This is a genomic window from Xenorhabdus stockiae, assembly GCF_002632825.1.
In the GTDB taxonomy this organism is placed as follows: Bacteria; Pseudomonadota; Gammaproteobacteria; order Enterobacterales; family Enterobacteriaceae; genus Xenorhabdus; species Xenorhabdus stockiae.
This window is the reverse complement of sequence record NZ_NJAJ01000012.1, coordinates 74,057-87,590: the sequence shown is the minus strand read 5'-3', so window position 1 is coordinate 87,590 and position 13,534 is coordinate 74,057. Positions and strand designations below refer to the sequence as shown.

Below are 13,534 nucleotides of genomic sequence, written 5' to 3'. Positions count from 1 at the left end.
TTATGGAAAAACAGAAGGGTAGTTTGGAGAGTAATAAGCTATTTATTATACCTAAGCCGATCCATAATCCGAGGCTGAGAATATTCTGTTTTCCCTATGCGGGAGGCTCAGCCAAGACGTACCATGACTGGGCTAAATATTTTACGGATGATATTGAAATTGTTGCCGTACAGCCGCCGGGTAGAACAACCCGGATTGATGAAGCGCCATATGAAGATTTGCAATTACTGATCGATGAATTAATGGCTCATACGGAATTTATTACGACAATCCCATATGCTTTCATCGGACACAGTCTGGGCTCCCGGGTGGCATTTGAGCTTGCCTGCAAACTGCAATCCTGTGGTTATCCGGTTCCTGTGCATTTGTTTGCATCAGGCTGTACAGCTCCGCATTTGAGACATAATTACCCCGTAACTCACGATTTACCACATGATGAATTTATCTGTGTATTACGGGAAATGAATGGTACTACGGATGAAGCCCTGTCAAACAGGGAACTGATGGATTTCTTGCTGCCGCTTTTAAGGGCTGATTTTAAAATGGCAGAAACTTATCTGATAAAACGGAGATTGTTGAAAAGCCCGATAACCGTTTTAAGCGGAGATGCTGACCCGGACATTAAACCAATTGAACTCCATGCCTGGTCAGAATTATCCAGTGAAGGTGTAACCGTACAATATGTCCAGGGCGGTCATTTTTTTATTGATGAAAATAAAGAGAAGGTTATAGAGGTTGTTTTAGCGTCATTGTCTGAAGAACCCGAATGATCTCGGGTTCTTTCAGTCAGAGAATGATCTGTAATTGTCGGAAAAACCATGAACGGAAATATAAAATCCGCTCAGTGTGCTCCGCCACTACCCTGTTTTCCTGCTACAAAAGGTGGCTTCGCCATCCAGATAAGTAATATCAGGATCAAGAATATACCTGCTGAAATCCAAAAAATTTCATTAGCTGAAATGATCAACCCCTGATGAGTGATCTCTTTTGCCAGATAGGCGGCAATTTGCTGATCATTCATTCCCAATTGAGAGAGTTGCTGATGAACCTGCTGATAATTGGGGTTATACGGGATGATCTGCTCGGTAAAGTTTGCATGATGCATCGATTCACGTTGTGTCCACAATGTGGTTGTGATCGATGTACCAATTGAGCCTGATAATATACGGGTAAAGTTTGACAGGCTGGAAGCGGATGCCATGCGTTCAGGCCCCAAACCTGACAAAGTGATGGTTGTCAGTGGCATGAAGAAGCAGGCCATCGCAAGCCCTTGTAAGAATTGGGGCCATGCCGCTGCGGCAAAATCCATTCCTGGTTCGAATGTATATGCCCGCCAGTAAAAACAGATAGCATAAACAATAAAGCTGAAGGTGATGAGGACACGCATGTCAACTTTATGACCATATTTACCGAAAAGTGGTGACAGTAACAGCGGGAGTATCCCCACCGGGGCGGCTGCAAAACCGGCCCATGTTGCGGTATAGCCAAATACTTCCTGTAGTAGCTGTGGTAGCAGAACGATGCTGCCGAAATACAACATAAAGGCGAGGCTGATACTCAATGTTCCGATAGTAAAATTACGCTCCCGGAACAGTGAAAGGTCGATAATGGGGTTATCGTCGGTTAATTCCCATATGACCAAAAGCACTAATGAAATAACAGCGATAGTTGCCAGAACAATAATTTCAGTCGAATTAAACCAATCCAGCTCCTTACCCTTATCAAGCATGATCTGTAAGCATCCAACACCTGCGATGAGTAAAATTAAACCAACTGTATCAATCGGTTTAATTTCTGTTTTGGTTTCCCTGTCTCGCAGGAGTTTCATTGTGACAAAGATAATTCCGATACCAAGAGGGACGTTGATAAAGAAAATCCAGCCCCAGTGGTAGTTATCACTGATATAACCGCCCAGTATCGGGCCACAAATGGGAGCAACCACCACCATGACAGACCAGAGTGCCAGCGCCATATTCCGCTTGGCTGGTGGGTAGTTATTCAACAACAGGCTTTGGCAAAGCGGAAGCACTGGGCCTGCTACTAATCCCTGAATAATACGAAAAGCGATTAACATCTCAAGACTGCCTGAGATCCCACACAGCCATGAAGAGAGGGTAAACAGTGCTGTAGACCAGATGAACAGCCTGACTTCACCAATGCGTTTTGCCAGCCAGCCGGTAATGGGGATGGATATGGCGTTGGCAACCCCAAACGAGGTGATAACCCATGTTCCCTGGGAGTTTGATGCCCCTAAATTCCCCGCAATGGTTGGTATGGCAACATTGGCAATGGTTGAATCCAAGACCAGCATAAAAGTAGCCATTGCGAGAGAAATGGTCACTAACGCCAGTTTTGCGCCTGTAAGTGGTGCTCGTGTTACCATGGCTCCCCCTTATAATTAATTCTTTAAGTTACTATTAATGATGTCAGTAACTATTTTGTTTGCAGGAGACATGTCTATCGCCAACGCATTTGTGTGATAGGCCGGTTTAATGCGTTCAGTGGTGGATAAGGCAATTCCGTTGGTATCCGCTGTATCAACGGTGGTTTTTGTTGACAGCCCGATACGAAGAGGATGTTTTATCAAGTCTTCTGAGTCAATTTCAATGCGGACAGGCAAGCGCTGGACAACTTTGATCCAGTTTCCACTGGCATTTTGAGCAGGTAGCAGAGAAAATGCGCTGCCTGTACCCATATCAAGGCCGACAACTTTTCCTTTATACACGATCTTATCACCGTAAAAATCGCTGACGATTTTTGCTGGTTGGTCAAGCCGCATATTAACGAGCTGGGTTTCTTTGAAGTTAGCTTCAACCCACATGCCGGTGGCGGGTACGATAGCCATCAAAGGCGCTCCTGTATTGATGCGGGAGCCTATCTGTACATTGCGGCGGGAAACATACCCGTCTACAGGGCTGACAATTTTGGTTCTCTGTAAATTCAGCCAGGCATCACGGACATCGGAGGCTGCTTTTTCCACTGCGGGTTGTTTTTCCAGCGGTGTATGCAAAATAACAGCCTGATTACTATTGTACTGTTCAATTGCGACATTCAAATCCGCCTGAGCAAGCGCCACACTTTCATAAGCATGTTGTAGCTCTTCTTTACCAATCGCTTCTCGGCTACCCAGTATTTTCCTGCGGTCAAAATCATTCTGTGCTTTTCTGAGGGCAATTTTTTTCTGTGCAATTATGGCCTGATATCTTTCACTATCAACTATCTGTTGCTGAGTGTTCCGAACCGCCATGGCAAGTCCATTCTGTGCTTTTTCTAGTGCAAGTTCTGCATCTGTAGGGTCGAGTTGAACCAGAACACTGCCACTTTTCACGAAATCGGTATTATCAAAATAGACAGTGGTAACACTACCATTCACCTGAGACATGATCTGAATCTGATTGCCTGTGACATAGGCGTTATCCGTTTCTTGCTGGTGGCGCGAGAAGAGATACCAGTAAATGGCGTAAATAACTCCGACGATGAGAAATAATAAAGAGATTAAAATCAATGCATTGCTACGAGAGCGTTTTTTGTTTCTCATATTTTTTTGAGGCTGATTCGAAGTTGGTGGTACTGGATTTCCCTCACTAGAACTCATAGTGAATCTCCGTAATTTCTGTGTATTTTGCTGTACGACATGAATATTTAAAAACCATTCAATTCCAGTAGTGTAGATGACACTACTGGAAAAGATAGACTTATGGGATTGATTATTATCAGAGGCTAATCGTTAGCCATATGAAGTATCAAATGATACCGGCTAGCGGAAAAGTTTTTTTAGGTCATATTGCCATAATGTGATTTTTTTTTTGACTCAGTACTGTTCAGGGAGAAACAATCACTTTTTCAAACAATCCCCAAGATTATCCAACTGTGTCAGCAATTTTCTCATCAAGTTCTCTAATTGTTTCTGTTCCTCCAGATCAAGGGCAGACCAAAGTTTAACCAAGCACTCATGCTGAGGCGGGAGTAAACTATTCAAAAAAATTGTACCTTTTTCTGTCAGATGAAGGTGGAGACAACGGCGGTCGTTGTGGCTCTCCTTTCTTTCTATCCAGCCTTGCTTCTCTAATTCATCAGCAATTCGAGTTGCGTTTGTACGAGAAGAACCCAACGCTGCACTAAGTTCTGATGGCTGAATGCTGCGACTTTCTTTGGTATCCAGGATCATCAGTGCCATAAACAAGGTTTCGTTGATTCCTTGAGCTCTCAGCATGTTATTTCTATTTTCCAGCATCTTACTCTGGACATGCATCGATAAGCGAGTCAGTAATATCTCTTGATAGGGCAAACTTTTGTTCAACTCTTTTTGCTGTGCAACACGGCAATTAAGCAACTCTTCTGTGGGAGTGAATGAACTTTCCATTGTTTAGATACCTTATTAGTTTCAACCGGTAAAGTAACTTCTGTTAAAAACCATACAAATACTATATTAAAAGTTAAATTTAGCAATTATAGTTATTTATTATCATCATATTTCTTTTAATATTGATACCTAATTCATAAATACTTTGAATGTTAATCCAAAAATGGCTGCTCCGGACAGTGTAGATATGATAATGCTACGTGTCTTATAGAAGCATATACCGATAGCCAGACAGCCCAACAGTGTAGGAAAAAACTTGTCATGTGCCCGCATCACCTCAGGAATTCCTGCAACGATGAGGAGCGAACAAATTGATGCCACCCCAATACTGTCCAATATGATCCCGATGTTTCCCATTTTTGCTCCGGGAGAACGATTCGAGCCAAAGCACAGAGGCAGATAGCGGAACAAAAAGTTGGCTATTCCTACAACCATTCCAATTATGAATATCTTATGATCAATCATGAGATGCTTTTTCCCCCACTTGAGTTAGATGAGCTTGTATAAGAGCACCTAAGCAGCCACCAATAATTCCTGTCAGGATGGCAACCGGGATAGAAAAAAACATGACACCTATTAATGCGCCAGTCAGAGAAGCAATAACGCAGTAATTATTTTGTTTTTTGAAGGAAGAGAGCAGAAAACTTAAAAACAGGGCTGGCAGCATAAATATCATCGCTGCTTCAATAGCAGGGTATGAGTCGAGATAACCATTACCCAGCAATGCGCCCGCTACTGTGCCCAATACCCATGACAGCCAGGAACACGTGGCAATGGCGACCATCCAGTTTTCGCTCCAGCTGCGTTGATCTTTTATTAATTTTGTTGTAGCAGCGGCGAAAACTTCATCGGTTAACCCGAACGCCCAAATAACCGTTTTCTTTTGGGATAACTTTTGCTTGAGCCGATAGCGTAAAGCCGGGCCATACAGAATGTGGCGGATATCCATCGCCATAACCGTCAGGGCTGCAATCCATAGTGATGCGCCTGCACTGAGTAATGCCGTGATGACGAATTGACTGGCACCTGCGTAGATAACACACGAAAAAAATATGGCTTCGAGAGGAGAAAAACCCAGTTTGACTGCACTTAGACCGAAAGCAAAAGAGATGGGAATATAGCCGATAACAATAGGGAGACTATCAAAAATACCTCCAACAAATGAGGAACTTTTGCCTGTTATAGTGTGGTCATTTATCGGCGTGTCTGAACTTGAGCTATCGGGCACGGGTGTATCAGGTATCGACATAGGGTAATTTATTTTTTTGTTAACAGGTAAAACAACATTAACAAAATATAATAAAAGTGAAAATGTGAAATGTCTAAATTATTTAATAAATATTATTTAGAACAATGATTTTGATCGAAAAAATGGAGTAACCATGGATATGGGTGTTGATTTGTTAATAGATTTATGTGTGGTTATGAACTGGAGTAGAGGAAAGGATTTTTGCTTTATGGATTTTCTGGTTACTCTGGAGAAGAGTGTATTGAATGTTGTCTGAACAGGATCCCTGTCTGAGTTATCATTTTTCTGCATTACCTTGAATTTTTTTCCGGTGGTTTTTTTATCGGGTTTTAAATTTTCCCACTAATGTATATCCCCTGATTATATTCTTTGCTGCATTTAAATATGGCATGAGGGAAAATCAGTCTGATCGTAAATCATACTATTTTTATTGCGGAGAATTTCCTGTCATTAGTTATCTGAACTTATGCAATTATCTTGTCTATTGATATTTTTCTGGCTTTTAAACAGTTTTATCAGGCGATTATGAAGACATACATCCTGCTTTTTTTGCAAATGTTCAGATTTATTATAGTGGGATTCCAATAAATTAACCTCCTGTTTTGGACAATAACTGAATACGTTATATAAATTCTTAACTTTGAGTTTAATTGTCATGTAATAAATATTTAGCTTTGTGAAAAGGTATATTCTCTTTAATGGCTTAATCTAGATAAATTTTCCAAGCTATATACCGAAGCGTTGAGATATGCTGACAAATTATTGTTTATTATTGTTAATCAAAAGATAATCTGTTTTGTAGATAACTGTTTGCATTTAAGACTTAATTTGAATCTTTCATTGCAGACAGCATGATTTAATAGAAAAAATATTGATGTCATGGCAGGGATGAAAAATAACTCCTCTGGAGTTTATCTCTTCTGGGGAGAGGATATACGTTGAGATTTATTTGTTATCGCTGCCAGATGAAAAGTGTTTGTATCTGATTTTCGATGAGTATAACTACCCGGGATCCAATGGTGTTTGCCATAAATTATCACTCTTCTGGTAAAATTCTTTATTGATCCGGGCACTTATTGAAGAATAAAAAAGAGTATTGATGCATTACACTTTGATAATCTCTTTATGAGAACGATACTATATATGGGTTTTGATTTCTTTTTTGTTTCAATATATGGTGTTTTTATCTTTTTTGAATGTGTGTTATTAAAAGTAAGGTATTATATCTTATTGGCAATCCTCTGATTTTTATTATCAGTAGGCGGTATGGTTTCTTTATCAAATTGTCAGATGTGTAACTGAATTCATCATTGCAAATTGATGAAGGAGAGCTTTAGGCTAGTATAGAAATAGTGCAGAAATTATTAACAATAAATTAAATGGAGGTAGTTTATGTATCACCATTATCTGAATACTCCAGAAGGTTTTCCTAAACCTTATGTGCACGTCACTGCTAATGATGAAGGCGTTACTAGTATTTATTTTGTTAATGAAAAGAAAGAATTAGAATCTAAAAATGCGATAACTAAGCAGTGTGTAAAAGAGTTACAAGAATATTTTAAAGGAAAGCGAGATACATTTACGGTTCCTTTAAGTATGCAGGGAACTGAATTTCAGCAGCGGGTTTGGAAGCAGCTCTGTAATATCCCATTTGGTGAGATGTGGAGTTACAAACAATTAGCACTAACACTGGGTTCGGTAAATTATTGTCGTGCCGTTGGTATGGCGAACTCACGTAATCCTATTTCACTGATTGTCCCCTGTCATCGGGTAATTGGCCATGATGGTAAGTTAGTCGGATATACAGGAGGGCTGAATATTAAGGAATGGCTGCTGGAGCATGAGAAGAAAAAGAAGGCAAAAAAGTAAACAAAACTAAAATGAAACGCCAATTGATTTGTGAAATGGCGATTGGCGTATAAAATAAATCAATGAAATTAAACAAAACGTGCGTTTTTCGCATTTTGTTATATATTTCGTGATCTAGGTTGCAGACAGTAAGCTATATTATTTGTTGTACTGTATGTAGCACGGAGTTTGTGTCATTTTTATTAAAGGTAAGTTTGATGTCTAAAATTAAAGGTAACGTTAAGTGGTTTAACGAATCTAAAGGATTTGGTTTTATCACTCCAGAAGATGGTAGCAAAGATGTTTTTGTACACTTTTCCGCCATTCAATCAAATGGTTTCAAGACACTGGCAGAAGGCCAAAAAGTTGAATTTGAAATCACCGAGGGTGCGAAAGGTCCATCTGCTGCAAACGTTGTCGCGATCTAATTTCTAATCCCGTATTTTGAAAACCCGTTATAAAAACGGGTTTTTTTATGTTTCCTGATACTCGCTGTCTCAGAACTTGTTTATCACAGTAAAGGCGAGCATAGTCATCAATAATGAGCCAATCACATTCGCCAGAATGCTGCCCAACGCCCAGCTTATTTTCCCTGCCTGTAATAAATAAACTACTTCAGCAGAAAATGTAGAGAACGTCGTCAGGCCACCACAGAAGCCTGTTGTTAACAGAAGTTTCCAGACGGGATCGATATGTGTCGCTTTACTGAAGTAAGCCAGCCCCAGCCCGATAATAAATGCGCCAACACAGTTAGCCGTCAGAGTCCCAACGGCAATCGGTGCTGAGATATGATTCAGGCGGAGGCTGATAAACCAGCGTAAAACGCTGCCTATGCCACCACCGATAAATACAGCAAGAACAAGATTCATCAGCAGTGGTATTGCTTATTTGACTTCCATGCCTTTGGCCTGCATGTCTGCATGATAAGATGAGCGAACAAACGGGCCACAGGCTGCATGGGTAAAGCCCATTTCTAAGGCTGCTTCTTTCATTTCATCAAATTCTGCCGGGCTAACATAACGCTGTACAGGCAAATGATGACGGCTAGGCTGTAAATACTGCCCCAATGTCAGCATGGTGACGCCATGTTTGCGTAAATCACGCATGACTTCCAGAATCTCTTCGTTAGTTTCTCCCAAACCTACCATCAGGCCAGATTTAGTCGGAATATCTGGGTGTGCTTCTTTAAATCTTTCCAGTAATTTTAATGACCATTCATAATTAGCACCCGGACGGATCTGACGATACATGCGTGGTACGTTTTCCAGATTGTGGTTAAACACATCAGGTGGTGTTGCGGTCAAAATTTCCAGTGCGCGATCCATACGACCCCGGAAATCCGGTACCAGAGTTTCAATTTTAATTGATGGATTTTTTTCACGGATTGCAGTGATACAGTCAGCAAAGTGCTGTGCTCCGCCGTCACGTAAGTCATCACGGTCAACGGAAGTGATAACAACGTAGCGTAGCCCCATATCCTGAATGGTTTGCGCAAGTTTAATCGGTTCATTAGCATCAGGCGCGTTTGGTCGGCCATGTGCCACATCACAGAACGGGCAGCGGCGGGTACAAATGGCACCCAGAATCATAAAGGTCGCTGTTCCGTGATTAAAACATTCTGCAAGGTTAGGGCAGGAGGCTTCCTCACAGACGGAGTGCAGCCCATTTTTGCGCATTGCAGCTTTGATTCCCTGAATGCGGCTGGAATCCGCAGGAAGTTTGATTTTCATCCACTCAGGTTTACGCAAGAGTGCTTCACGTTCTGTAACCACTGTTTTCACAGGGATTAAAGCCATCTTATCTGCGTCGCGGTATTTGACACCACGTTCCATCTGAATTGGTTTACTCATAATCGTGCTGGTTCCAGTTATATTCTTCAGATTGTAATTTATTGCCTGATAACTATTTTGCTGATTAATAAACTAAATTCAGCATCAAGTTCATCGGGACAATAAGACTATTCAAATTTTTTTGAAAAATGTTAAAAAATTATATCATCTTTCATCGGTGAGTTGGAATCCCAAGATCTGGCAGAATTTTTGTGCCAGAACGGGCTGTACATCTTCAACCGTGATCCCGGTAACGAGGTCACTGAGCTGGGTCATTTGCATACCTGCATATCCACATGGATTAATGCGCAAAAATGGCTGTAAATCCATTGCAATATTTAATGCCAGCCCATGAAAAGAACACCCTTTGCGGATACGCAATCCCAATGAACAAATTTTATTACCATTGACATATACCCCTGGCGCATCGGCCCGGGCATAAGATTCAACGCCAAAATGAGCTAACGTTTCGACAACGGTGTTTTCAATCGCGGTGACTAGCTGACGAACCCCGAGCTTAGCGCGTTTCAAGTCGATCAAAATATACATGACCTGCTGCCCGGGACCATGATACGTGATTTGCCCACCCCTGTCGGACTGAATAACAGGAATATCACCTGCGGCAATTATATGTTCTGCTTTACCCGCCTGACCTTGTGTAAACACTTTCTCATGTTGGACAAACCAGATTTCATCGGTAGTTTCCGCTGTCCGCTGCTCGGTGAACTGGTGCATGGCTTCAGAAACCGGCTCGTAGGGCTGAAGACCCAACTGGCGTAAAATAACGGTGTTATGTTGCAATGGACTGTCATCATCGGTTAACAAAAATTGCCCGCCAGTATAACGCCCTAAAAGGATTCTCACCAGTTCGGCAATGCGCTAATACACTAATAATGTTAATTAGACGAATATATTTAAATTTTATATTATCATAGTTATATATTTTGATGATTTCCTCCTTATTTTCTGTTTGAGCTAACAGATGGTCAGAAAAAACCAACTTTTGATTGTAGGGCATCTTTGCAGTTCTCTGGTGCTCCTTTACAGCCTCTCAATGTTGCTGCCTACTTTTGTTGCCCTATTTTATAAAGAAAAAAGCGTTTTTGCTTTTTTAGAAACTTTTATAATCGGGTTGATTTTTGGCGGCGTTGGGTGGTATTTCACTCGAAAAACAAAAATACAACCCAGTACTCAGGACGGATTCCTTATTATCGTCCTGTTCTGGTTGCTCTTTTCGTTGTTGAGTGCCTTACCTTTCGTATTGGATAAAAGCCTGAATATCAATCTTGTTGATGCCATGTTTGAAGGTGTATCCGGTATTACAACCACCGGAGCAACAGTACTGAATGATGTTTCTGCTTTACCCAAATCCGTTCTTTATTATCGTGCTCAGCTGAACTTTATCGGTGGTTTGGGCGTGATTGTTCTTGCTGTGGCTATCCTGCCGCTGCTTGGCATTGGTGGCGTAAAACTTTATCAGTCAGAAATGCCGGGCCCATTTAAAGAGGAGCGATTGACGCCACGTCTGGCTGATAGTGCCAAAAGCCTATGGGTAGTTTATCTGTTATTGGGTGGACTATGTTCGTTCAGCTTCTGGGCAGCCGGGATGTCTTGGTTTGATGCTATTTGTCATGGGATATCAACGGTTTCTTTGGGGGGATTTTCGACCCGTAATGAAAGTCTTGGCTATTATGACAATTCCCTGATTGAAATGGTGGGCGGTGTTTTCTCAATATTATCGGCAGTTAACTTCACACTTTATTTTGTTATTCTGACCCGGAGAAGCCTTAAGCCGTTACTGAAAAATGCGGAGTTTAAATTTTTCTTGCTGGTACTTTTCATCGTAGTTTGCATCATTTGGCTGGAGTTATACCGTTCCGGCATGTATGGGCTGAAAGATGCGTTTGTGCATGGTTTTTTTATGACCAGTTCAATGATGACAGATAATGGTCTGTCGACTTCCGATTATGCACAGTGGCCACCCCATACGATGCTGATGTTATTGGCTGTCAGTTTCTTTGGGGGCTGTGTTGGTTCCACTTGTGGAGGCATCAAAGCATTACGTTTCCTGATCCTGACAAAACAAAGTTTCAGTGAGATTAATCAACTTATTCATCCGAATGCGATTTCAACCATTAAAGTTGGTCAGGCGCCTGTGCAGGAAAGGGTACTGCGTTCGGTCTGGGGTTTTTTCTTCTTATATGTTTTTTGTAGCTGTTTCTTTATTTGGGCGCTAAATCTGCTTGGTTATGATTTAGTGACTTCATTTGCCACGGTTGCTGCATGTATCAATAACATGGGCGTAGGTTACGGCGATACAGTACAAGGTTTTGGCAACCTTAGTGCAGTAGCGAAATGGATGATGTGTGCTGCTATGTTATTGGGAAGGCTAGAAATCTATCCTATTTTGATCCTGTGTTCGAAAGCGTTCTGGCGTTTTTGAGCGGGGTTAACAGAGAATCGGATACAGTCAGGTTAGATAGAGCAGATAGAGAAAAGCGCTGGTTTTTTGCCAGCGCTTTGTCGGAATAATCACAGATTAACAAAGTGATACATTACAGCACGACACGCACCAGCTCCAGTGCGCCTAACTCTTCATATAGTGTTTCAACCTGCTCAATGTGAGTTGCATTGATGGTAATAGAAACAGAGTGGTAGTTGCCTTTGCTGCTTGGTTTCACATCTGGGGAGTAATCGCCCGGTGCGTGGCGCTGAACCACTTCAACAACATGGTCCACCAGCTCAGGCTGAGCTAAGCCCATCACTTTGTAAGTGAATGAGCAGGGGAACTCAAGCAGTTCATTTAATTTCGTTTTCATGGGCACTCCTGATTTATTCGCCACGGTAACATCAGACATTCTACCGTGGCATGACTATTTTCTGACAAGTTATATGAATATGTGGTTTAACTTTAATTTTTCAAGATATCAGCCAAGCCAGTGATGGAACATCAAACGGATATAATCAATCAGACGGCTAAAGAAACCACCTTCTTTCACTTCCTGCATCACGACCAGTGGACGTTGCTCAATCGTTTTACCATCAAGCTGGAAATTGATGGTGCCAACAACCTGATTCTGGGGAAGTGGGGCATGTAACTCATTGCTGTTCAGAACATAGCTGGCTTTCAGATCTTTCAGGCGACCACGAGGAATAGTCAGATAAACATCTTTTTCGACGCCCAGTTGTACTTTATCGTTATCACCAAACCAGACGGGTTCAGAGGCAAATTCTTTACCTGCCTGCAAGGGGGAGACTGTTTCAAAGAAACGAAAGCCCCATGTCAGCAGTTTTTTACTGTCTGTTTCACGGCCTTTGAAAGTCGGGCTGCCCATCACCGTAGCAATCAGACGCATATTACCTTCCGTGGCGGAAGAGACAAGGTTATAGCCAGCACCGCTGGTATGCCCTGTTTTAATACCATCAACATTCAGGCTCTTATCCCACAGTAAGCCGTTACGGTTAGGTTGGCGAATGTTGTTGTAAGTGAATTCTTTTTCTTTATAGATGGAGTATTCATCTGGTACATCGCGGACTAGCGCCTGACCAATCAGAGCCATATCATGAGCAGAGCTGTATTGACCCGCTGCATCCAGACCATGAACCGTCTGAAAATGAGTGTTTTTTAATCCTAAGCTCTGTACATATTTATTCATCAGGCCGACAAACGCGTCCTGACTACCAGCCACATAATCTGCCATTGCGACACAGGCATCATTACCTGATTGCAGGTTAATACCGCGGGAGAGCATAGCGACAGAAACCTGATCGCCGGGTTTTAAAAACATCAGGGAGGAGCCTTTGAAGACTGGGTTTCCTGTTGCCCATGCATCTTTACCCACGGTAACGATATCATTCGGGCTAATTTTCCCGGATTTAATAGCCTGACCAATAACATAACTGGTCATCATTTTTGTCAGGCTGGCAGGATCGCGACGGACATCTGAATTCTTTTCAGCCAATATTTTTCCTGAATTGTAATCAATCAGAATATAGGCTTCGGCATCAAGTTGTGGAACACCGGGGATCATGGTTTTGAAGCTATCATCGGTGTTGGCGAATGCAGAAGCACTGGCTGCCAGAGCAATGCTCAGCGTAGCATTTTTAATAAAACGGGAAGTAACTATGTATTTCATGATTGATTAGATGACATCCGTGAAGAAGCATTGATAAAAGATAAGTCACATCATAACAAATGACGAAAAGAGTGACATTAAACAAAATTGGGACAGAAGTATATTTGCA

The 13,534-nt window shown here is 41.8% G+C and carries 14 protein-coding genes; 4 read left to right on the top strand and 10 right to left on the bottom strand.

Annotated features, from left to right (window positions below; translation table 11 throughout):
- Positions 1-2: 2 nt before the first annotated feature.
- Complete coding sequence (locus tag Xsto_RS08125; protein ID WP_169926608.1) at positions 3-770, top strand: thioesterase II family protein; 768 nt, start codon at positions 3-5, stop codon at positions 768-770.
- Positions 771-841: 71 nt separating this feature from the next.
- On the opposite strand, the gene emrB is transcribed toward Xsto_RS08125, so the two are convergent.
- From emrB to Xsto_RS08100, 5 genes are all read right to left on the bottom strand, one after another.
- The gene (emrB, locus tag Xsto_RS08120; protein WP_099124717.1) at positions 842-2,383 is read right to left on the bottom strand and encodes a multidrug efflux MFS transporter permease subunit EmrB; all 1,542 of its coding nucleotides are present in this window, start codon (positions 2,381-2,383) and stop codon (positions 842-844) included.
- Between the two features lie 15 nt (positions 2,384-2,398).
- A complete protein-coding gene (gene emrA / locus Xsto_RS08115) occupies positions 2,399-3,595 on the bottom strand; it encodes a multidrug efflux MFS transporter periplasmic adaptor subunit EmrA (RefSeq protein ID WP_099111177.1) in 1,197 nt (398 codons plus the stop codon).
- A gap of 240 nt (positions 3,596-3,835) precedes the next feature.
- Positions 3,836-4,363, bottom strand: coding sequence for a transcriptional repressor MprA (mprA, locus tag Xsto_RS08110; protein WP_099111176.1), 528 nt, complete (start codon positions 4,361-4,363; stop codon positions 3,836-3,838).
- Between the two features lie 129 nt (positions 4,364-4,492).
- The gene (gene ygaH / locus Xsto_RS08105; RefSeq protein ID WP_099111175.1) at positions 4,493-4,828 is read right to left on the bottom strand and encodes an L-valine transporter subunit YgaH; all 336 of its coding nucleotides are present in this window, start codon (positions 4,826-4,828) and stop codon (positions 4,493-4,495) included.
- The gene (locus Xsto_RS08100) at positions 4,821-5,612 is read right to left on the bottom strand and encodes an AzlC family ABC transporter permease (RefSeq protein WP_099111174.1); all 792 of its coding nucleotides are present in this window, start codon (positions 5,610-5,612) and stop codon (positions 4,821-4,823) included. The genes ygaH and Xsto_RS08100 overlap by 8 nt, the downstream gene beginning before the upstream one ends.
- A gap of 1,392 nt (positions 5,613-7,004) precedes the next feature.
- Between Xsto_RS08100 and Xsto_RS08095 the strand changes: the two genes are divergently transcribed.
- The gene (locus Xsto_RS08095) at positions 7,005-7,481 is read left to right on the top strand and encodes a methylated-DNA--[protein]-cysteine S-methyltransferase (protein WP_099111172.1); all 477 of its coding nucleotides are present in this window, start codon (positions 7,005-7,007) and stop codon (positions 7,479-7,481) included.
- A gap of 197 nt (positions 7,482-7,678) precedes the next feature.
- Complete coding sequence (gene cspE, locus Xsto_RS08090; RefSeq protein WP_045969514.1) at positions 7,679-7,888, top strand: transcription antiterminator/RNA stability regulator CspE; 210 nt, start codon at positions 7,679-7,681, stop codon at positions 7,886-7,888.
- A 69-nt stretch (positions 7,889-7,957) separates the two neighbouring features.
- Here cspE and crcB read toward each other — a convergent pair whose 3' ends face one another.
- The 3 genes from crcB to lipB all read right to left on the bottom strand — a co-directional run bounded on the left by crcB (position 7,958) and on the right by lipB (position 10,090).
- Positions 7,958-8,332: a fluoride efflux transporter CrcB gene (gene crcB, locus Xsto_RS08085; RefSeq protein ID WP_099124716.1), complete on the bottom strand. Its 375-nt coding sequence runs from the start codon at positions 8,330-8,332 to the stop codon at positions 7,958-7,960.
- A gap of 12 nt (positions 8,333-8,344) precedes the next feature.
- A complete protein-coding gene (gene lipA, locus Xsto_RS08080; RefSeq protein WP_099111169.1) occupies positions 8,345-9,310 on the bottom strand; it encodes a lipoyl synthase in 966 nt (321 codons plus the stop codon).
- Positions 9,311-9,454: 144 nt separating this feature from the next.
- On the bottom strand, positions 9,455-10,090 hold the full coding sequence (gene lipB, locus Xsto_RS08075) for a lipoyl(octanoyl) transferase LipB (RefSeq protein WP_099111182.1): 636 nt from the start codon (positions 10,088-10,090) through the stop codon (positions 9,455-9,457).
- Positions 10,091-10,271: 181 nt separating this feature from the next.
- Between lipB and Xsto_RS08070 the strand changes: the two genes are divergently transcribed.
- Positions 10,272-11,732, top strand: coding sequence for a TrkH family potassium uptake protein (locus tag Xsto_RS08070; protein WP_099111168.1), 1,461 nt, complete (start codon positions 10,272-10,274; stop codon positions 11,730-11,732).
- Between the two features lie 112 nt (positions 11,733-11,844).
- Here the strand turns inward: Xsto_RS08070 and ybeD are convergent, their stop codons facing one another.
- Positions 11,845-12,108 carry a DUF493 family protein YbeD gene (gene ybeD / locus Xsto_RS08065; protein WP_086953830.1) on the bottom strand — a complete coding sequence of 88 codons (264 nt, stop codon included), beginning with the start codon at positions 12,106-12,108 and terminating at the stop codon, positions 11,845-11,847.
- Between the two features lie 108 nt (positions 12,109-12,216).
- Entirely contained in the window at positions 12,217-13,425 is a 1,209-nt protein-coding gene (gene dacA / locus Xsto_RS08060; protein WP_099111167.1) for a D-alanyl-D-alanine carboxypeptidase DacA, read from the bottom strand.
- Between the last annotated feature and the right edge of the window lie 109 nt (positions 13,426-13,534).